General features: G+C 66.4%; 26 protein-coding genes and 1 pseudogene. 4 read left to right on the top strand and 23 right to left on the bottom strand.

Annotation, left to right across the window (positions count from 1 at the left end; genetic code table 11):
* Window positions 1-2: 2 nt before the first annotated feature.
* From rpsE to OOZ48_RS16835, 9 genes are all read right to left on the bottom strand, one after another.
* Window positions 3-524, bottom strand: a complete 522-nt coding sequence (gene rpsE, locus OOZ48_RS16795) for a 30S ribosomal protein S5 (RefSeq protein WP_269499967.1) — start codon at window positions 522-524, stop codon at window positions 3-5.
* 9 nt (window positions 525-533) lie between these two features.
* Window positions 534-899, bottom strand: coding sequence for a 50S ribosomal protein L18 (gene rplR, locus OOZ48_RS16800; protein ID WP_269499968.1), 366 nt, complete (start codon window positions 897-899; stop codon window positions 534-536).
* Window positions 900-920: 21 nt separating this feature from the next.
* Window positions 921-1454, bottom strand: coding sequence for a 50S ribosomal protein L6 (gene rplF / locus OOZ48_RS16805; RefSeq protein ID WP_269499969.1), 534 nt, complete (start codon window positions 1452-1454; stop codon window positions 921-923).
* A 10-nt stretch (window positions 1455-1464) separates the two neighbouring features.
* Window positions 1465-1860, bottom strand: coding sequence for a 30S ribosomal protein S8 (gene rpsH / locus OOZ48_RS16810; protein WP_269499970.1), 396 nt, complete (start codon window positions 1858-1860; stop codon window positions 1465-1467).
* A 13-nt stretch (window positions 1861-1873) separates the two neighbouring features.
* On the bottom strand, window positions 1874-2179 hold the full coding sequence (gene rpsN / locus OOZ48_RS16815) for a 30S ribosomal protein S14 (RefSeq protein ID WP_269499971.1): 306 nt from the start codon (window positions 2177-2179) through the stop codon (window positions 1874-1876).
* 9 nt (window positions 2180-2188) lie between these two features.
* The gene (rplE, locus tag OOZ48_RS16820) at window positions 2189-2728 is read right to left on the bottom strand and encodes a 50S ribosomal protein L5 (protein WP_269499972.1); all 540 of its coding nucleotides are present in this window, start codon (window positions 2726-2728) and stop codon (window positions 2189-2191) included.
* Window positions 2729-2737: 9 nt separating this feature from the next.
* Window positions 2738-3058, bottom strand: a complete 321-nt coding sequence (rplX, locus tag OOZ48_RS16825; RefSeq protein ID WP_269499973.1) for a 50S ribosomal protein L24 — start codon at window positions 3056-3058, stop codon at window positions 2738-2740.
* Window positions 3059-3068: 10 nt separating this feature from the next.
* A complete protein-coding gene (gene rplN / locus OOZ48_RS16830; protein ID WP_269499974.1) occupies window positions 3069-3437 on the bottom strand; it encodes a 50S ribosomal protein L14 in 369 nt (122 codons plus the stop codon).
* Window positions 3438-3738: 301 nt separating this feature from the next.
* A complete protein-coding gene (locus OOZ48_RS16835) occupies window positions 3739-5643 on the bottom strand; it encodes an EAL domain-containing protein (RefSeq protein WP_269499975.1) in 1905 nt (634 codons plus the stop codon).
* A gap of 185 nt (window positions 5644-5828) precedes the next feature.
* Here OOZ48_RS16835 and OOZ48_RS16840 point away from each other — a divergent pair, with 185 nt between their 5' ends.
* The 4 genes from OOZ48_RS16840 to OOZ48_RS16855 all read left to right on the top strand — a co-directional run bounded on the left by OOZ48_RS16840 (window position 5829) and on the right by OOZ48_RS16855 (window position 11701).
* Window positions 5829-7256, top strand: a complete 1428-nt coding sequence (locus OOZ48_RS16840) for an NAD-dependent succinate-semialdehyde dehydrogenase (RefSeq protein ID WP_269499976.1) — start codon at window positions 5829-5831, stop codon at window positions 7254-7256.
* A gap of 58 nt (window positions 7257-7314) precedes the next feature.
* Window positions 7315-9636, top strand: a complete 2322-nt coding sequence (locus tag OOZ48_RS16845; RefSeq protein WP_269499977.1) for an acyl-CoA dehydrogenase — start codon at window positions 7315-7317, stop codon at window positions 9634-9636.
* Between the two features lie 10 nt (window positions 9637-9646).
* Window positions 9647-11320, top strand: a complete 1674-nt coding sequence (locus OOZ48_RS16850) for an AMP-binding protein (RefSeq protein WP_269499978.1) — start codon at window positions 9647-9649, stop codon at window positions 11318-11320.
* Window positions 11321-11479: 159 nt separating this feature from the next.
* The gene (locus OOZ48_RS16855; protein WP_269499979.1) at window positions 11480-11701 is read left to right on the top strand and encodes a helix-turn-helix domain-containing protein; all 222 of its coding nucleotides are present in this window, start codon (window positions 11480-11482) and stop codon (window positions 11699-11701) included.
* Window positions 11702-12069: 368 nt separating this feature from the next.
* On the opposite strand, the gene OOZ48_RS16860 is transcribed toward OOZ48_RS16855, so the two are convergent.
* From OOZ48_RS16860 to tuf, 14 genes and pseudogenes are all read right to left on the bottom strand, one after another.
* Window positions 12070-12486: a ribonucleotide reductase subunit alpha gene (locus tag OOZ48_RS16860; RefSeq protein ID WP_269499980.1), complete on the bottom strand. Its 417-nt coding sequence runs from the start codon at window positions 12484-12486 to the stop codon at window positions 12070-12072.
* A 99-nt stretch (window positions 12487-12585) separates the two neighbouring features.
* Window positions 12586-12864, bottom strand: a complete 279-nt coding sequence (gene rpsQ, locus OOZ48_RS16865; protein ID WP_269499981.1) for a 30S ribosomal protein S17 — start codon at window positions 12862-12864, stop codon at window positions 12586-12588.
* Between the two features lies 1 nt (window position 12865).
* The gene (rpmC, locus tag OOZ48_RS16870; RefSeq protein WP_269499982.1) at window positions 12866-13057 is read right to left on the bottom strand and encodes a 50S ribosomal protein L29; all 192 of its coding nucleotides are present in this window, start codon (window positions 13055-13057) and stop codon (window positions 12866-12868) included.
* Between the two features lie 10 nt (window positions 13058-13067).
* Window positions 13068-13484 carry a 50S ribosomal protein L16 gene (gene rplP, locus OOZ48_RS16875; RefSeq protein WP_269499983.1) on the bottom strand — a complete coding sequence of 139 codons (417 nt, stop codon included), beginning with the start codon at window positions 13482-13484 and terminating at the stop codon, window positions 13068-13070.
* Between the two features lie 2 nt (window positions 13485-13486).
* Window positions 13487-14269 (bottom strand): 30S ribosomal protein S3, encoded by a 783-nt coding sequence (rpsC, locus tag OOZ48_RS16880; RefSeq protein WP_269499984.1) that lies wholly within the window; start codon window positions 14267-14269, stop codon window positions 13487-13489.
* Between the two features lie 9 nt (window positions 14270-14278).
* Window positions 14279-14611, bottom strand: coding sequence for a 50S ribosomal protein L22 (rplV, locus tag OOZ48_RS16885; RefSeq protein WP_332108284.1), 333 nt, complete (start codon window positions 14609-14611; stop codon window positions 14279-14281).
* A complete protein-coding gene (rpsS, locus tag OOZ48_RS16890; RefSeq protein ID WP_269499986.1) occupies window positions 14612-14887 on the bottom strand; it encodes a 30S ribosomal protein S19 in 276 nt (91 codons plus the stop codon). It abuts the gene before it with no gap.
* 12 nt (window positions 14888-14899) lie between these two features.
* Window positions 14900-15727, bottom strand: a complete 828-nt coding sequence (rplB, locus tag OOZ48_RS16895) for a 50S ribosomal protein L2 (protein ID WP_269499987.1) — start codon at window positions 15725-15727, stop codon at window positions 14900-14902.
* Window positions 15728-16024: a 50S ribosomal protein L23 gene (gene rplW, locus OOZ48_RS16900; RefSeq protein WP_269499988.1), complete on the bottom strand. Its 297-nt coding sequence runs from the start codon at window positions 16022-16024 to the stop codon at window positions 15728-15730.
* Window positions 16021-16644, bottom strand: coding sequence for a 50S ribosomal protein L4 (gene rplD / locus OOZ48_RS16905; protein ID WP_269499989.1), 624 nt, complete (start codon window positions 16642-16644; stop codon window positions 16021-16023). Before rplD ends, rplW begins: the two co-directional genes overlap by 4 nt.
* A 2-nt stretch (window positions 16645-16646) precedes the next feature.
* The gene (rplC, locus tag OOZ48_RS16910) at window positions 16647-17336 is read right to left on the bottom strand and encodes a 50S ribosomal protein L3 (RefSeq protein ID WP_269499990.1); all 690 of its coding nucleotides are present in this window, start codon (window positions 17334-17336) and stop codon (window positions 16647-16649) included.
* Window positions 17337-17574: 238 nt separating this feature from the next.
* On the bottom strand, window positions 17575-17922 hold the full coding sequence (locus OOZ48_RS16915; RefSeq protein WP_269499991.1) for a RidA family protein: 348 nt from the start codon (window positions 17920-17922) through the stop codon (window positions 17575-17577).
* Window positions 17923-18060: 138 nt separating this feature from the next.
* On the bottom strand, window positions 18061-18372 hold the full coding sequence (gene rpsJ, locus OOZ48_RS16920; protein WP_132477883.1) for a 30S ribosomal protein S10: 312 nt from the start codon (window positions 18370-18372) through the stop codon (window positions 18061-18063).
* 57 nt (window positions 18373-18429) lie between these two features.
* Window positions 18430-18575: pseudogene (gene tuf, locus OOZ48_RS16925) on the bottom strand (elongation factor Tu); the annotation flags it as partial.

Below are 18575 nucleotides of genomic sequence, written 5' to 3' on the forward strand. Positions count from 1 at the left end.
ACTTACCCCAGGATGTCTTCGACGGACTTGCCGCGCTTGGCGGCGATCTCCGCCGGGGTGGAGCACGCGCGCAGGCCGTTGAGGGTCGCGCGGACCATGTTGTACGGATTGCTGGAGCCCAGGCTCTTGGCCACCACGTTGCGCACGCCCATGACCTCGAAGATCGCGCGCATCGGGCCGCCGGCGATCACGCCCGTCCCTTCGGCGGCCGGCGAGATCAGCACCGTCGAGGCGCCGTGCTTGCCGACCACGGTATGGTGCAGCGTGCCGTTCTTGAGGGCAACCTTGACCAGGCCGCGACGGGCCTGTTCCATGGCCTTCTGGACGGCAACCGGGACTTCGCGGGCCTTGCCCTTGCCCATGCCGATGCGGCCATCGCCGTCGCCGACCACGGTCAGGGCGGCGAAGCTCATCGTGCGGCCGCCCTTGACGACCTTGCTGACGCGGTTGACCGCAATCATCTTTTCACGCATGCCGTCGTCGCGTTCCTGCTCCGGGGCGTGCTTGCCTTGTGCTTTAGCCATTTGATTCCCTTAGAACTTCAAGCCGGCTTCACGCGCGGCTTCGGCCAGCGCCTTGACGCGGCCATGGTAACGGAAGCCGGAGCGGTCGAAGGCAACGAGTTCGATGCCGGCGGCCTTGGCCTTTTCGGCCACGCGCTTGCCGACCAGGCCGGCCGCGGCGGTATTGCCGCCGTTGACATTCTGGCTGGCGAGTTCCTTGCGGACCTCGGGCTCGAGCGTCGAGGCGCTGACGAGCACGCGGTCGCCTTCCGGCGAAATGATGTTGGCGTAGATGTGCAGATTCGTGCGATGCACCGACAGGCGATGCACGCGCAATTCGTGAATCTTGCGGCGGGTCGCCACGGCACGACGCAAACGCGAGAGTTTCTTGTCCATGATTCGTCCTTGCCTGCGTGCTTATTTCTTCTTGGTTTCTTTCATGATGACCCGCTCATTCGCATAGCGCACGCCCTTGCCCTTGTAGGGTTCGGGTTCGCGATAGGCGCGGATCTCGGCGGCCACCTGCCCGACGACCTGCTTGTCGGCGCCCTTGACCAGGACTTCGGTCTGGGTCGGGCACTCGATCTTGATCCCGTCAGGGATCTCGTGGAGGATGTCGTGCGAGAAACCAAGCTGGAGCTTCAGGGCGGAGCCCTGGACCTGGGCGCGGAAACCCACGCCGACCAGGTTCAGCTTGCGCTCGAAGCCGGTGCTGACGCCGGTGACCATGTTGGCCACCAGGGCACGCACCGTGCCCGACATGGCATTGGCCTGGCGGGACTCGTCGGCGGCGACGAACGTCAATTGGCCGTCTTCCTGGTTGATGCGGACCTCGCCGGTCAGCGCCTGGCTCAGGGTGCCCAGCGGGCCCTTGACGACGATCTGTCCGGCGCTGATCGTGGCATCGACGCCCTTGGGCAGCGCAACGGGGTATTTGGCGATACGTGACATGTCGGCCTCCTTATGCCACGTAGCAGAGGACTTCGCCGCCCACGCCGGAGGCGCGGGCCTTGCGGTCCGTCATGACGCCACGCGGAGTCGAGACGATCGCCACGCCCAGGCCGTTCATGACCTGGGGAATCGTGGCGCTGCTCTTGTAGATGCGCAGGCCGGGGCGCGAGACGCGGTCGATGCGCTCGATCACCGGACGGCCGGCGTAGTATTTCAGAGTGATTTCCAGCTGCGGCTTGGCTGACTCGCCGCCGATGCGGAAATCCTCGATGTAGCCTTCGTCCTTGAGCACGGCGGCAATAGCCGCCTTCAGCTTGGAGGAGGGCATGGAAACCGACGTCTTGTTGACCTGCTGCGCGTTGCGCACGCGGGTCAGCATATCGGCGATGGGATCGCTCATGCTCATGGTGTTGTTCCTCTTACCAGCTGGCCTTGGTCATGCCGGGGATTTCGCCGCGCATGGCCATTTCGCGCAGTTTATGGCGCGTCAGGCCGAATTTGCTGAAGACGCCACGGGCACGGCCGGTCACGATGCAGCGGTTGCGCTGGCGCGACGGGCTGGAATTGCGCGGCAGCTTCTGCAGCTGCAGACGAGCCTGGTAGCGGTCCTCGTCGGACCGGCTCTGATCGTCGATGATCGCCTTGAGGGCGGCACGCTTGGCAGCGAATTTCTCGACTTGCTTGGCGCGCTTGATATCGCGGTTGATGAGGGAAAGTTTTGCCACGTCAGCCCCTTAGTTACGGAAGGGGAAGCTGAACGCGCTCAGCAGCGCCTTGGCTTCCTCGTCGGTCTTGGCGGAGGTGGTGATGCTGATGTTCATCCCGCGCACCGCGTCGATCTTGTCATATTCGATTTCAGGGAAGATGATCTGTTCCTTGACACCGATGTTGTAGTTGCCGCGGCCGTCGAAGGCCCGGCCCGAGACGCCCCGGAAGTCGCGCACGCGCGGCAGGGCCACGGCGACCAGGCGATCCAGGAATTCATACATGCGGCGGCCGCGCAGGGTGACCATGCAGCCGATCGGGTAGTCCTCGCGGATCTTGAAGCCGGCGATGGCCTTGCGGGTCTTGGTGACCACGGGCTTCTGGCCGGAGATCTTGGTCAGGTCGGAGACCGCGTTCTCGATGATTTTCTTGTCGGCCACGGCCTCGGACACACCCATGTTCAGGGTGATCTTGGTGATGCGCGGCACTTGCATGGGGGACTTGTAGCCGAACTTGGCCTGCAAGTCGGCCGCCACCTTGCTGCGGTAGAAGTCTTGTAAACGAGCCATGATTGCCTCTTAAGCCTTCGCGCCAACGACAGCGCCGCTGGAACGGAAAATGCGGACCTTGGCCCCGTCCACGACCTTCACGCCCACGCGGTCGGCCTTGCCGGTCTCGGGGTTGTAGATCGCCACGTTCGAGACGTGGATGGGCATGGTCTTGTCGATGATGCCGCCCTGGGTGCCGGCCATGGGGTTGCCGCGCGTGTGCTTCTTGACGACGTTGATGCCCTCGACCAGGACGTGGTCGGGTCCCACGCGGCGCAGCACGGTGCCGCGGCGGCGGCGATCGCGGCCGCTGAGGACGATGACTTCGTCGCCTTTGCGAATGTTTTGCATGATCTGCTCCTTACAGCACTTCGGGCGCCAGGGACACGATCTTCATGAACTTTTCGGTCCGCAGCTCGCGCGTGACCGGTCCGAAGATACGCGTGCCGATGGGTTCGAGCTTGGCGTTGAGCAACACGGCGGCGTTGCCGCCGAAACGGATCAGCGAACCGTCCTTGCGGCGCACGCCCTTGGCGGTACGCACCACCACGGCATTGTAAATTTCGCCTTTCTTGACGCGCCCGCGGGGGGCCGCTTCCTTGACGGTGACCTTGATGATGTCCCCGATAGCGGCATAACGGCGCTTGGAGCCGCCCAGCACCTTGATGCACATGAGGGTCCGCGCACCGGTGTTGTCGGCCACGTCCAGCGTGGTCTGCATTTGGATCATGATTTTTCCTGTTCCAACTTAACAACGAAGCCCGTATCAGGCAACGCAGCCAGTTTTGGTCCCGTCAAGCCGGCACGAAAAGCCGCGTCGGCCCTGGGTTGAAATCTTGCCATCCGTGACGCGCGCGGATTCGCGATGCGCCACGAAAAATGAAGGTTACTGCCTTATGTCACTGCCTTATCCACCATACGGGCCGCAAAACCCCCGCCCTCAAAGGCAAGGACCGCACCCAAACGCGGACAAGACCGAAATTATAGGATAAAGATAAAAGGCATGCAAGCCCAACGACCCGGACCGGACCCTAGATCGACCGGAGCCGCGCCGAGGCCCGCGGCAGCGCCCCGTACTCCTCGACCATGCGGCGCACACGCTCGTCCTCGACGTCGTCCACGTAGACCTTCATCCCCATCCCGATGGCGGTCTCGGTGACGGCGACCAGGATCTGGACGCCGCCGGGGCTGGACACGAGGTTGCGCACCAGGCTGCCGCCCAGCTTGACGTAGGTGAAATCGACCTCGTGGATGTGCTGCAGGGCCTCGGTCTGCATGTCCAGGCCGCGCAGGCCGATGTGGCCGTCCGCCGCCATCACCGCGTCGGCAAAGGCCTTGAAGGCCTCGGCATGATGGACCAGGCCATAGGCGTCGAGCTCGATCGCCAGACGCTGCGCAAGATCGTCGCCCGCGCGCCGCAGCAAGTCACCGGTTTCGCCGCAGAAATGGCCATCGAGCAAAGAAGCGACCGACACCCGCACCACCAGGACGCCCTCGTTCGCGCCCAGCCACCCGAGCCCCAATGCGATGGCGCGCAGGTCGCAGGCGGCCGACAGGCCCAGGCGCTGGGCCGCCGGCATGAACAGGAAGCCCGAAATCGAGGGCTGGTCGGGATCGTCCTCGTGCAGGCTGAGGGTGGCCTCATGGCGCGCCTCGAGTTCGTCGCCCTCATAGGCGACGGGCCGGACGTCCAGCCTGAATCGGTCGTGCGCCAGCGCCTGGCCGATCAGGGCACGCCAGGACGCCTCGCCGAATTGGGGCGCGCCGTCCTGCCGATCGGCATGGGACATGAATTCGACCTCGGCGTGGCCGGCGCTCTCGGCGCACATCAGGGCCAGATCCAGGCGCGTCAGGACTTCCTTGGTGGTGCACTGGGCCGTGTAGTCGGTCAGCGCCAGCGCCCAGCGGGACAGGTTGTGGCTGTCGAGGGGCACGCGCAGGGTGTCGAGCACCTGGCGCAGGCGCTGGATGGGACGCATGACCTCGGGGCCGCCGCCCACCGGGAACAACACCACGAAGTCGGCCCCGTTCAGGCGCGCGACCAGCGATTGCGTGGCGGGATACTCGTCCATGGTCCCGGTCAGGCGCTGCCCCAGCAGGCGCAGCCAGTCGTCCACCTCGGCGCGGGGCGTCTGGTTCTGGATGCGGGCCATGTCGCGCTGGCGCATCAGCAGGACGTAGCCGCTGACGGCGCCCTGGTGCGTGTCGTCGCGCAGCAGGCGCTTGAGTTCGTTGAGGAAGTACGCCCGATTGGCCAGGCCGGTGACCGGATCGCGGTTGAGTTCGATCTCCAGGAATTCGATGCGCGCCATCTGCTCGTCGACGGTGGGCGGGACGCGGTCGGCCACCTCGTCGATGAGTTCCGCATCAGCGGGCGCCGAGTCGGTGACCTTGACCTCGGGCGCGTCGTCGGACGCGCCGCCGAACTCGCGGCGCAGGCGCGCGACCAGGGCCGCGGCGAACAGCCCCCAGAAGGCCGCGATGCCCAGCGCCAGCAGCGACCACTGGAGCGCATGGGCCCACAGTGTGTCGCGCCCCGGGCGGGGATCGATGACCAGGCTCAGGGTGGCGCCGTCGGCCATGCGTCGCTGGGCCAGGTGCGTGCCGGTCGAAACCAGGCCGGAAAACCAGGCCGGCGCATCGCCGACCGCCTGGTCGCCATGGGCGCCCTCGTAGACCGGGCGGCCGTCGGCCGCTACCAGGCGCAGCGACTGGTAGCGGCCCTGCTGAAAGACCGCGTCCAGTACCCGGGCGCGCGCATCGTCGGGCCGGCCCTGCAGCGCCAGGGCCAGGGTCGCGACCGCGTTTTCGCTATCGGCCTGCGATTGGGTCTGCAGGCTGCGCCCCATCATGCTCAGGCCCATGGCCAGCATGCCCACCAGGATACAGGCGATGACGATCGAGGAAATCACCAGGAGTTGCCGCACGGAAGCCATACTGGTCCAGATGCCGAGCCGAAATGAATTGCCCAGCAGTTTATAGCCTGCGGCACAAAACCCCAAGAACAACCCGACTTGCGGACTTGACAGCGCCCACGCCGACGCGTTACCTGTGGTTCCAGAAACCGGCCCGCCTATCCAGGCCGCGGGCTATCATCCGGACATTCAGGAGAAACCACCCCATGTACACCCCATTAGCGCTCTATATCGACGGCGAATTCCTGGGCGGCGAGGGCCGCCCCGAGCAGGACGTCATCAACCCGGCCACCGGCGAGGTCCTGGGCCAGCTGCCCCACGCCCGGCCCGAGGACCTGCAGCGCGCCCTGGCGGCCGCCCAGCGCGCCTTTGGCCAGTGGCGCCACAGTTCGCCCATGGAGCGCTCGGCCATCCTGCGCCAGGTCGCGCAGCTCTCGCGCGAGCGCGCCGAGGACATCGCCCGCGCCCTGACCCTGGACCAGGGCAAGCCGCTGGCCGAGTCGCGCGGCGAGATCATCGCCTGCGCCGACCACGCCGACTGGCACGCCGAGGAGTGCCGGCGCATCTACGGGCGCATCATCCCGGCGCGCAAGCCCGAGGTGCGCCAGATGGTGCTGCGCGAACCGGTGGGCGTGTGCGCGGCCTTCACGCCGTGGAATTTCCCGTACAACCAGGCGATCCGGAAGGTCTGCGCGGCCATCGGCGCGGGCTGCACCATCATTCTCAAGGGGCCGGAGGACGCGCCCAGCGCGGTCATGGCCATTGCCCGCATGTTCCACGACGCGGGCCTGCCGCCGGGGGTGCTCAATGTGGTCTGGGGCGTGCCCGCCGAGGTGTCGGATACGCTGATCCGCTCGCCCATCGTGCGCAAGGTCTCGTTCACCGGCTCGGTGCCGGTGGGCAAGCAGCTGGCCGCGCTGGCCGGCGCGCACATGAAGCGCGTCACCATGGAGCTGGGCGGCCATTCGCCGGTGCTGGTGTTCGACGACGCCGACGTGCCGCGCGCGGCGCGCCTGCTGGCCCGCTTCAAGGTCCGCAACGCCGGCCAGGTGTGCATCTCGCCCACCCGCTTCTACATCCAGGACGGTGCCTACGACGCATTCCTCGAGACCTTCCTCGACGAGCTGCGCAGTGTCCGCGTGGGCGACGGCCTGGCACCGGACACCGAGATGGGTCCGCTGGCCCACGAACGGAGGCTGCCCGCAATGGAACGCTTCGTCGAGGATGCGCGGGCGCGCGGCGGCGAGGTGCTGCTGGGCGGCGGGCGCCTGGATCGGCCGGGATTCTTCTTCGAGCCCACGGTGGTCGGCGGGCTGCCCGACGATGCGCTGCTGATGACCGAGGAGCCCTTCGGCCCGATCGCTCCCATCAGCCGCTTCAGCGATCCCGAGGACGCCCTGCGCCGCGCCAATTCCCTGCCCTTCGGCCTGTCGGCCTACGTATTCACCCGCAGCCTGCAGACGGCGCACCATGCTTCGCAGGCGCTGGAATCGGGCCTGGTGAACATCAACCATTTCGGCAGCGCCCTGCCCGAGACCCCCTTCGGCGGCGTCAAGGACAGCGGCATCGGCAGCGAGGGCGGCACCGAGACCTTCGACGGCTACCTGGTCACCAAGTTCGTCACGCAGACTTGAGGCCGGCCCCGCAATCCAGGGGGCGTCGCGGCCCCCATGACGCCAAGGAGACACGATCATGACCACCTTGCTGATCCTGTTGCTGCTGGTCCTGGTCGCGGCCGCGTTCCTCATCGGCCGCGAGGACTTGCGCATCCGCCACCTCAGCCGCCCCCTCTATCGCGTCTTTCGCAAGATCCTGCCGCGCATGTCGGACACGGAACGCGAGGCGCTGGAGGCGGGGACGGTGTGGTGGGAGGGCGAACTGTTTCGCGGCCGCCCCAGCGCGCGGGCGCTGCACGCCATTCCCGCCCCGCGGCTGAGCGACGCGGAACAATCCTTCCTGGACCAGGAGGTCGAGACGCTGTGCGCCATGGTGGACGATTGGCGCGTCAGCCGCGAGGATCACGATCTGCCGCCCGCCGCCTGGGACTACATCAAGCGCCATGGCTTCCTCGGCATGATCATCCCCAAGGCCTACGGCGGCCTCGAGTTCTCGGCCCTGGCGCACTCGGCGGTGGTGATGAAGCTGTCGACGCGTAGCTCGGCGCTGTCGGTCAGCGTGATGGTGCCCAATTCCCTGGGCCCGGCGGAGCTCCTGCTGCGCTACGGCACCGACGAGCAAAAGAACCACTATCTGCCGCGCCTGGCCGCCGGCGACGAGGTCCCGGCCTTTGCGCTGACCAGCCCGTGGGCGGGCTCGGACGCCGCCGCCATCCCGGATCACGGCGTCGTCTGCAAGGGCGAATGGCAAGGCCGCGAAGTCATCGGCATGCGCGTCACCTGGGACAAGCGCTACATCACGCTCGGCCCGGTCTGCACGATCCTGGGCCTGGCCTTCCGCCTGACGGACCCGGACGGCCTGCTGGGCGAGGCCCGCGACATCGGCATCACCTGCGCGCTGGTGCCCGCCGACCATCCGGGGGTCGAGACCGGCCGCCGGCATTTTCCGCTGGACGCGATGTTCATGAACGGCCCGACGCGCGGACGCGACGTCTTCATGCCGCTGGATTTCATCATCGGCGGCCCGGCCATGGCCGGCCAGGGCTGGCGCATGCTGATGGAATGCCTGGCCGCCGGACGCTCGATCTCGCTGCCCTCGTCCTATGCCGGCATGGCCCAGCTCACCGCCCGCGCGGTGGGCGCCTACAGCGTGGTGCGCGACCAGTTCCGCACGCGCATCCATCATTTCGAAGGGGTGACCGAGGCGCTGGCGCGCATCGGCGGCCACGCCTACATGATGGATGCGGCGCGCGTCATGACCGCCGGCGCGGTCGATCTGGGCGAGCGGCCCGCCGTCCTGTCGGCCATCGTCAAATACCACGTGACCGAGCGCGGCCGACTCGTGGTCAACGACGGCATGGATGTGATCGGCGGCAAGGGCATCTGCCTCGGGCCGTCGAATTTCCTCGGACGCGCCTACCAGCAATTGCCGGTGGGCATCACGGTCGAGGGCGCCAATATCCTGACGCGCAGCCTGATCATCTTCGGCCAGGGCGCGATCCGCTGCCACCCCTACGTGCTGGCCGAAATGCGCGCCGCACAGGCCGAGGACGCCGAACAAGGCCTGCGTGACTTCGACATTGCGTTCTGGGCGCACGTGCGCCATGCGGTGTTCAATGCGCTGCGCGCCGTCGGCCACGGCCTCACGGGGGCATGGCTGGCGCGGCCGGACACCTCGGTGGCCCCCGAGATGGCGCGTCACTACCGTCAGCTGATGCGGTTCTCGGCGGCCTTCGCCACCCTGGCCGACGTCGCCATGCTGACGCTGGGCGGCGCGCTCAAGCGCCGCGAAAGCCTGTCGGCGCGGCTGGGCGACGTCCTGTCCCAGATGGTTCTGGTCTCGGCCACGCTCAAGCGCTACCAGGACGAGGGGCGCCAGGCGGCCGACGCGCCGCTTGCGCACTGGGCGATCGAGGATGCCTTCCACCGCATGCAGGAAGCCTGCTTCGCCCTGCTCGACAATTTCCCCAATCGCATCCTCGGCTGCGCGCTGCGCATCGCCCTCTTTCCCTGGGGCCGGCCCTGCCGGGCGCCCTCCGACGCGCTGGCGCGGGCCGCGGCCGACGTGCTCACGGTGCCCGGCGGCGCGCGGGACCGCCTGACCGGCGGCGTCTATGCGCCCCGCGACCTCGACGAACCCCTGGGCGTGCTCGAGGCGGCCTTCCTCGCCACGCGGGATACACTGGAGATCGACAAGCGCATCCGCGAATTCGAAAAATCCGGCCGCATCGACCCGGCCGATCCACGCGCCAACGTGCGCGACATCGCCGACGCGGTCCATGCGGCCGGGGGGATTTCCGACGAAGACCACCGCCGCATCACGGATCGCAACGCGCTGCGCGACCGGGTCATCGCCGTCGACGACTTCCCCGGGGACCTGCGGGGCCCTGCACACTGACGAGGACCGCATGGACCACATCTGGCTGCCGCAATATCCCGAGGGCGTCCCGGCCGACATCACGGACCAGGCCCAGGCCCATGAATCGCTGGCGCATCTGTTCGAGGACTGCTGCCAGCGCTTTGCCGGCAACACGGCCTACCTCAGCCTGGGCGCCTCGCTGAGCTACGCCCAGACGCACGAGCTCGCGCGGCGCTTTGCCGCCTGGCTGCAATCGGAGGGGGTGGGCAAGGGCGAGCGCGTCGCCCTCATGATGCCCAACCTGCTGCAGTATCCCGTTTGCCTGTTCGGCACCCTGATGGCGGGCGCGGCGGTCGTCAACACCAATCCGATGTACACGGCGCGCGAGCTGAACCACCAGTTGGTCGATTCCGGGGCACAGACCGTCGTGGTGGCCGAGAATTTCGCCCATACGCTGCAGGCCGCCATGGCGGGCACGGCGGTCCGGCGCGTGGTGGTCACCGCCGTGGGCGACATGCTGGGCTGGTTGCGAGGCCCGATCACCAACATCGTCACCCGCCACGTCAAGCGCCTGGTGCCGGCCTGGGACATCCCGGGCGCCCGGCGCCTGCCCGAGGTGCTCGCCGACGGCGCGCGCGCCGAATACACCCGCCCGCAGCTGGGCCACGAGGACCTGGCGGCGCTGCAATACACCGGCGGGACCACCGGGGTGGCCAAGGGCGCCATGCTCAGCCACGGCAACCTGGTCTCCAACGTCTGCCAGGCGCACGCCTGGGTGCGGCCTTACTGCGATGGGGAACGCGAGTGCATCGTCACGGCGCTCCCCCTCTACCATATCTTTGCGCTGACCGCGAACTGCCTGACGTTCTTCAAGCTGGGCGCCAGCAACCTGCTGATCGTCGATGCGCGCGACATCCGGGCGCTGATCAAGGCCATGGGCACGCTGCGCTTTACCGCCATCACCGGGGTCAACACCCTGTTCAATGCCCTGGTCAATCACCCGGATTTCGCGCGCCTGGACTTCAGCGGCCTGCACATTTCGCTGGGCGGCGGCATGGCGGTCCAGGAGGCCGTCGCGCGGCGCTGGCTCGAGGTCACCGGACAGCCCATCGCCCAGGCCTACGGCCTGACCGAAACCTCGCCGGCGGTGACGATCAACCCGCTGGATCGGATCGACTTCAATGGATCGATCGGCCTGCCCATCCCGTCGACCGACCTGAGGATACGCGAGAACGGCCGCGACATGCCCATCGGCCAGGCGGGCGAGATCTGCGTCAAGGGTCCCCAAGTCACCGCGGGATACTGGAACCGGCCCGAGGAAACCGCCGCGGCCTTCGACGCCGACGGCTTCCTCATGACGGGCGACATCGGTTCCATGGACGCGCAGGGCTACGTGTTCATTCTCGATCGCAAAAAGGACATGATCCTGGTGTCCGGCTTCAACGTATATCCCAACGAGATCGAAGCCGCCGCCATGGAGCATCCCGGCATCCTCGAGGCGGCCGCCATCGGCGTGCCCAGCACCACGTCCGGCGAGGCGGTCAAGCTCTACGTCGTGCGCAAGGACCCCGCACTGACCGAGGCCGAGGTCATCGCCCACTGCCACCGCCTGTTGACCGGCTACAAGGTGCCCCGGCACGTCGAGTTCCGCGACAGCCTGCCCCGCAGCAACGTGGGCAAGATCCTGCGGCGCGCGCTCAAGGAGGACACTCATGAATCCTGAGGACCCCGGCGCGCGGCCGCATGCATTTTCGCGGGGGCGCCCCTCGGACCTGGTATTCCAGCAAATCGGTACGATGCACTCGCGTTCCCCATCGCAGTAAGGCCGCCCGCACCGTGGATTCTGTACGACGCCCTGCGCAACAGCCCGCTGACCGCCCTGTTGCGCAGCCGCGGCCTCAGCGTGGCGGCCTATATCCGGGAACTGCGCCTCGAGCGCTTCCGGCGCCTGCTTGCCGATCCCGATGACCGCCGCCCCATCTGGGCCATGGCGCAGGGCTGCGGCCTCTACGATCCCTCGAACCTCGGTGCGCTGCTTCGCCGGCGCTACGGCTGCAGCCCCCGCGATTATCGGGCGCAGGTCGTCGCCGGCAAGTCCCCCTGACACGGACTCACGCATGTCCCGAGACGCCCGCACGAGGCGCCGGCGCGCATCCCACCTATCATGTCCTCGGCCCCGATTCATCCAGGAGACCCGACATGCCTTTTCATAGCCGTTCGGACACGCTGAAGGGCTGGGTGGCCGGTGCGGGTTTCGAATACGCCATGAGCCGGAACTGGCACCTGCGCGGGGAATACCTGCACGTGGGCTTCAAGACCAAGAACTTCGACTTCACCTACGTCGAGGACGACGGCGACGTGAACTATCACACCGACAGCTACCGGCCCAAGGTGGACATGTTCCGGATCGGTATCAGCTACCAGTTCCAGCCTGGCCGGCGGCACGCGCCGTCATGGCCGGCGCGGCGATCGTCAGGCGGCCGTGAGCGTCACCGGCTCGCCCTCGCGGTCGAACGCCAGCAGGCCGCCGATGGCCCCGAACTTGACCATCTGGACCATGCGCTGCAGGGCGGCGTCCACGCGCTGCCGCCCCTGGGCCGATCCGGGCGCCTCGACCTCGTCCATGGCGGCCACGAAGACCAGATGCCAGTCCTGGCCGGTATGGACGGATTCCGCCGTCAGCACGGCAAAACCGTCCAGCTCGTCCGGGCGTTTGTCGACGCACAGCACCGGCGCGAGCTCGCCGCCCTCGCCGCGTGCATGCGCCGCCTTCTGGGCGGCCGTCGAGTCGCCGGACACGGCACTGGCCACGAACACGAACAGCAGCCGCTGGGGGTTGGGCTGCCGGCGTGCAGCCGCCAGCAAGTCGTCAAAGCAAGTGATGTCCATCCTGTCGTCCTCGATGCCGCGGGGGATGGGGACAGTGTATCAGGCAAAAAACAACCCCGCGGGCAAAGCCGGCGGGGTCGTGTGCTGGGGCGTGGAACGTCAGATGACGCGCGCGGCCTCCAGCAGGCGCACCACGGTCCAGGATTTGGACTTGCTGATGGGGCGGCCTTCGGCGATTTCCACGGTGTCGCCCTCGTTGTACTGGTTGGTTTCGTCATGCGCCTTGTACTTGGCGGAACGGTTGACGAACTTGCCCAGCACGGGGTGCTTGACGCGGGTCTGGACGCTGACCACGACGGTCTTGTCCATCTTGTTGCTGACGACCTTGCCGACCAGCGTGCGCTGACGCTTGCTCGTGTCTTTTTGAGTTTCGGTCATTTTACTTTCCTGCGTTCTGGGCCATGATGGTGCGGATGCGCGCGATGTCGCGGCGCACCTTGCCCAATTGGCTGGTATTGGAAAGCTGCTGGGTGGCGCGCTGCATGCGCAGATTGAACTGCGCCTTCAGCAGGCTTTCGAGTTCAGCCTGCAGCCCGGCGGCGTCCTTGGTACGAAGTTCACTGGCTTTCATGGTGGTTTCCTTAGGCGCCGACGCGACGCGACACGAAGGTCGTGGAGATCGGCAGCTTGGCGGCGGCCAGGCGGAAGGCCTCGCGCGCGAGTTCCTCGCTGACGCCCTCCATCTCGTAGAGCACCTTGCCGGGCTGGATCTCGGCGACCCAGTACTCCGGATTGCCCTTGCCCTTGCCCATACGGACTTCGGCAGGTTTCTGCGAAATGGGCTTGTCCGGGAAGATGCGGATCCAGATACGGCCGCCGCGCTTGATGTGGCGGTTGATGGCACGACGCGCGGCCTCGATCTGGCGGGCGGTCAGACGGCCACGACCGGTGGCCTTCAGACCGAACTCGCCGAAGGAGACCTGAACGCCGCGCGTAGCCAGGCCGGTATTGCGGCCTTTCTGCTCTTTGCGGTATTTCCTGCGAGAGGGTGACAACATGTTTATTCTCCTTCAGGCGCGGGTGCCGCCGAGGCGGCATCCTTGCGCGGGCCGCGCCCACGGCCACCGGGGCGGCCGGGACGATCGCTGCGCGGCGCGCGGCGCGGACGACGTTCCTCGTCGCGCGGGGCGGCCGTCTCGGGCGGCATCTCGCCGTTGGGCAGCATGTCGCCCTTGTAGACCCAGACCTTGATCCCGATGATCCCGTAGGTCGTCTGCGCCTCGGACGTGCCGTAGTCGATGTTGGCGCGCAGGGTGTGCAGGGGCACACGGCCTTCGCGATACCACTCGGTACGGGCGATCTCGATGCCGTTCAGGCGGCCGGAGCTCATGATCTTGATGCCCTGAGCGCCCAGGCGCATGGCGTTCTGCATGGCGCGTTTCATCGCGCGGCGGAACATGATGCGCTTTTCGAGCTGCTGGGCGATCGAGTCGGCGATCAGCTGCGCGTCGGTCTCGGGCTTGCGGATTTCCTCGATGTTGACGTGCACCGGCACGCCCATCAGGCGCTGCAGGTCGCCCTTGAGGTTCTCGATGTCCTCGCCGCGCTTGCCGATCACCACACCCGGACGGGCCGAGTACACGGTGATGCGGGCGTTCTTGGCGGGACGCTCGATGATGACCTTGCCCACCGAGGCGTTCTTGAGCTTCTTTTTCAGGTACTCGCGCACGCGGATGTCCTCGGCCAGCATGCTGCCGTAGGTCTTGTCGTTGGCGTACCAGCGCGAGGTCCAGTTATGGTTGACCGCGAGGCGGAACCCAATCGGGTGAATTTTCTGTCCCATTGTGACTCCTTACGCCCCGACCTTGACCACGATGTGGCAGGTCTGCTTTTCGATGCGGTTGCCGCGGCCCTTGGCCCGGGCGGAAAAGCGCTTCATCGACTGGGCCTTGTCCACATAGATCGTGGTGACCTTGAGCTCGTCGATGTCGGCGCCGTCGTTGTGCTCGGCGTTGGCGATGGCCGACTCAAGGGCTTTCTTGAGGATGCCCGCCGCCTTCTTGGGGCTGAACGTCAGGATGTTCAGCGCCTGCGCGACCGACTTTCCGCGGATCAGGTCCGCCACCAGGCGGGTCTTTTGCGCGGAAATGTGGACGCCACGGATGACTGCTGTAGTTTCCATCACTTACCTCTTGGACTTTTTGTCGGCCGCGTGACCCTTGAACGTGCGGGTCAGGGCGAACTCGCCGAGCTTGTGGCCGACCATGTTCTCGTTGATATAGACGGGAACGTGCTGGCGGCCGTTGTGCACGGCAATCGTCAGCCCAATGAACTCGGGCAGGATGGTGGAACGGCGCGACCAGGTCTTGATCGGCTTTTTCTCTTTGCCCCCGACGGCGGCATCGACCTTCGCGATCAGATGCGCATCGACGAACGGGCCTTTCTTGATCGAACGTGACATAGTGTTCGCCCCTTACTTGCGCTTGCGACGCGAGACAATCATATTGTCCGTGCGCTTGTTACGACGGGTCCGATAGCCCTTGGTGGGAGTGCCCCACGGGCTGACGGGTTCGCGGCCTTCGCCGGTGCGGCCTTCGCCGCCGCCATGCGGGTGATCCACCGGGTTCATGGCCACGCCACGAACCGTCGGACGCACACCGCGCCAGCGCACCGCGCCGGCCTTGCCGATCTGGCGCAGGCTGTGGTCGCCGTTGCCGACCTCGCCAATCGTGGCGCGGCAGTCGATGTGGACGCGGCGGACTTCGCCGGAGCGCAGCCGGACCTGGGCGTAGGTGCCTTCACGGGCCAGCAGCACGGCGGAAGCGCCGGCCGAACGGGCCAGTTGGGCGCCCTTGCCGGGCAGCATCTCGATGCAGTGGATCGTGGCACCAACCGGGATCGCACGGATCGGCAGGGTATTGCCGGTGCGGATGGGGGCTTCGAGGCCCGACACCACCTTGGCGCCGACCTCGAGGCCGCGCGGGGCGATGATGTAGCGGCGCTCGCCATCGGCGTAGCACAGCAAGGCGATGTGCGCCGTGCGGTTGGGGTCGTATTCCAGGCGCTCGACCTTGGCTACGATCCCGTCCTTGTTGCGGCGGAAATCAATGACGCGGTAGTGCTGCTTGTGACCGCCGCCGCGATGGCGGACCGTGATGTGGCCGTTGTTGTTGCGGCCGGAGACGCGCGATTGCCTTTCCAGCAGGGGGGCATAGCCCGGACCCTTGTGCAGCTCGGGGTGCACGACCTTGATCATGCCCCGGCGGCCGGCGGACGTCGGTTTGACTTTGACGAGTGCCATTTAGTTCACCTCCGTAAAGTCGATTTCCTGGCCGGCCTTGAGGCTGACATAGGCTTTACGTTCATTGCGGCGACGGCCCATATAACGGCCGAAGCGCTTTTCCTTGCCCTTGCGGTTGGCCACCTGCACGGAATCGACCTCGACCTTGAACAACAGTTCAACGGCGGCCTTGATCTCGGGCTTGGTGGCGTCCGCGACGACGCGGAAAGCGACCTGGTTGTTCTTTTCGGCGACCAGCGTGGACTTTTCGGTGACCACGGGCGCCAGAATGACTTGCATCAGACGTTCGGCATTCATCCCAGCATCTCCTCGAGTTGGGCCATCGCCGGCTTGGTGATCAGCACGTTCTTGTAGTGGATCAGGGACAGCGGATCGGCGTAGCGCGTCTCGATGACCGCCACATTGGGCAGGTTGCGCGTGGCGAGATAGACGTTCTCGTCCAGGGCATCGGTGATGATCAGGACGGAATCGCTGACGCCCAGGTCCTTGAGCTTGGCCGCGGCCAGCTTGGTCTTGGGCGCCTCGAGCGCGAAGGCCTCGACCACGGCGATACGGTCCTCGCGGGCGAGTTGCGAGAAAATGGCGCGCAAGCCGGCGCGGTACATTTTCTTGTTGACCTTGTGGCTGAAGTTCTCGTCGGGCGAGTTCGGGAAGGCGCGGCCGCCCCCACGCCAGATCGGCGAGGACGTCATGCCCGAACGGGCACGCCCGGTGCCTTTCTGGCGCCAGGGCTTTTTGGTGGAGTGCTTGACGGTGCCGCGGTCCTTCTGGGCGCGGTTGCCCATGCGGGCGTTGGCCTGGAAGGCCACGACGACCTGGTGGACCAGCGCCTCGTTGAAGTCGCGGCCGAACACCGTCTCCGGGACGGCGACGGTCGCCGCCGACTGACCCTGATCATTCAGGAGCTTGAGTTCCATGATTAGGCTCCTTTCTTGGGCGTGGCCTTGACGGCGGGACGCACGACGATGTCGGCGTTCTTATGGCCGGGCACGGCGCCGCGGACCAGCAGCAGGCCGCGTTCGGCGTCCACGCGCACCACGTCCAGGTTCTGGACGGTGCGGGTCACGTCACCGAGGTGGCCCGACATTTTCTTGCCGGGGAAGATGCGGCCCGGATCCTGCGCCTGGCCGATGGAGCCCGGCACGCGGTGCGAGCGCGAGTTGCCGTGCGTGGCGCGCTGGGCGCCGAAGTGGTGGCGCTTGATCGTGCCGGCGAAGCCCTTGCCGATCGTGGTGCCGGTGACGTCGACCAGCTGGCCGACCTCGAACACGGATTCCACGGCCACCACCGAACCGGCGGTGAACTCGGCCGCGCGGGCGGGGTCCAGACGGAATTCCTTGAGGGTGCTGCCGGCCTCGATGCCGGCCTTGGCGTAATGCCCGGCCTCGGCCTTGGTCACGCGCGATGCACGACGCTCGCCATAGGCGAGTTGAATCGCCGCATAGCCGTCGATTTCGGGCGTCTTGACCTGGGCGACGCGATTGTTGGACACATCCAGCACAGTGACCGGGATGGACTCGCCTTCCTCGGTAAAGATGCGGGTCATGCCAACCTTGCGTCCCACGAGCCCAAGGCGCCAGGCCGCGGGCGTAGGTGTCGGATTCGACATTGTTTTCTCCGGGGGGTGTTTCCCCACAGTTTTCATTCCCGACTACGATTGGCCGGGGCTAGGAATACTACGATACTGCGCGCTTTTCGCCGAAATATACGGGAAAGCTCTTGATCATAACATAGGAGGAACAGGCAAGCAATGGTTTGCGCCGACCGAACCTGCGGGGATCAATAGTGCCCGGCGTACCGCTGACGCCGGGCAGTCGGCCCTTTGAGTGGTGCGATGCCCTGCTGGCTCACACCGCTGCAGTGATGATGACTTCGAACTTGTAGCCCGGATCGGCCAAGGCAGCCTGGCCCGTCGCGCGGGCCGGCGGATTGGCGGGATCGATCCAGGCCTCCCAGACGGCATTCATCGCGGCAAAGTCGGCCATGTCGGCCAGCCAGATCGTGGCGGCCAGAATCCGCGACTTGCTGCTGCCCGTCGCCGCCAGCAATCGCTCGACTTCAGCCAGGGCGCTGCGGACCTGGTCCTGAAGGCCCTCGCCGAGATTGCCGGTCTGGCCCGCCAGATAAACCGTTTGCCCATGGACCACGGCCTGGCTCATGCGTGCGCCGGGTTCGATGCGCTGGATAGTCGTCATGTGTACGTCCTGAATATGTGAGAAAACAAAGGGATATTGGCACAAAATGGGCGAAACACGGGGAAATTAGGGATATCCCCAGGCCGGCAACAAAAATGCCCTGCGATGCAGGGCATTCTCGTGTGAAGATCGCGGTATTTACTGCAGCGCGATCTCGACATCCACGCCGGCGGGCAGATCGAGGCGCATCAGGGCGTCCACGGTCTTGTCGGTGGGATCGACGATGTCCATCAGGCGCTGGTGCGTGCGCATTTCGAACTGGTCGCGCGAGGTCTTGTTGACGTGCGGCGAGCGCAGCACGTCGTAGCGGCGAATGCGCGTGGGCAGCGGCACCGGGCCCCGCACCACGGCGCCCGTGCGCTTGGCGGTGTCGACGATCTCGGCAGCCGACTGGTCGATCAGCTTGTAGTCAAACGCCTTGAGGCGGATGCGGATTTTCTGGTTTTTCATGGGAATCCCTAAAGAACGAATTCGGGCGGGGGGCGCGCCCCCGCCAGGCCATCAAAATTACTTGATGATTTTGGCAACGACGCCGGCGCCCACGGTGCGGCCACCCTCGCGGATGGCAAAGCGCAAGCCCTCCTCCATGGCGATCGGCGCAATCAGGCTCACCTTCATCGACACGTTGTCGCCCGGCAGCACCATCTCCTTGT

This window comes from Castellaniella sp. S9, from assembly GCF_027257175.1.
Classification (GTDB): domain Bacteria; phylum Pseudomonadota; class Gammaproteobacteria; order Burkholderiales; family Burkholderiaceae_B; genus Castellaniella.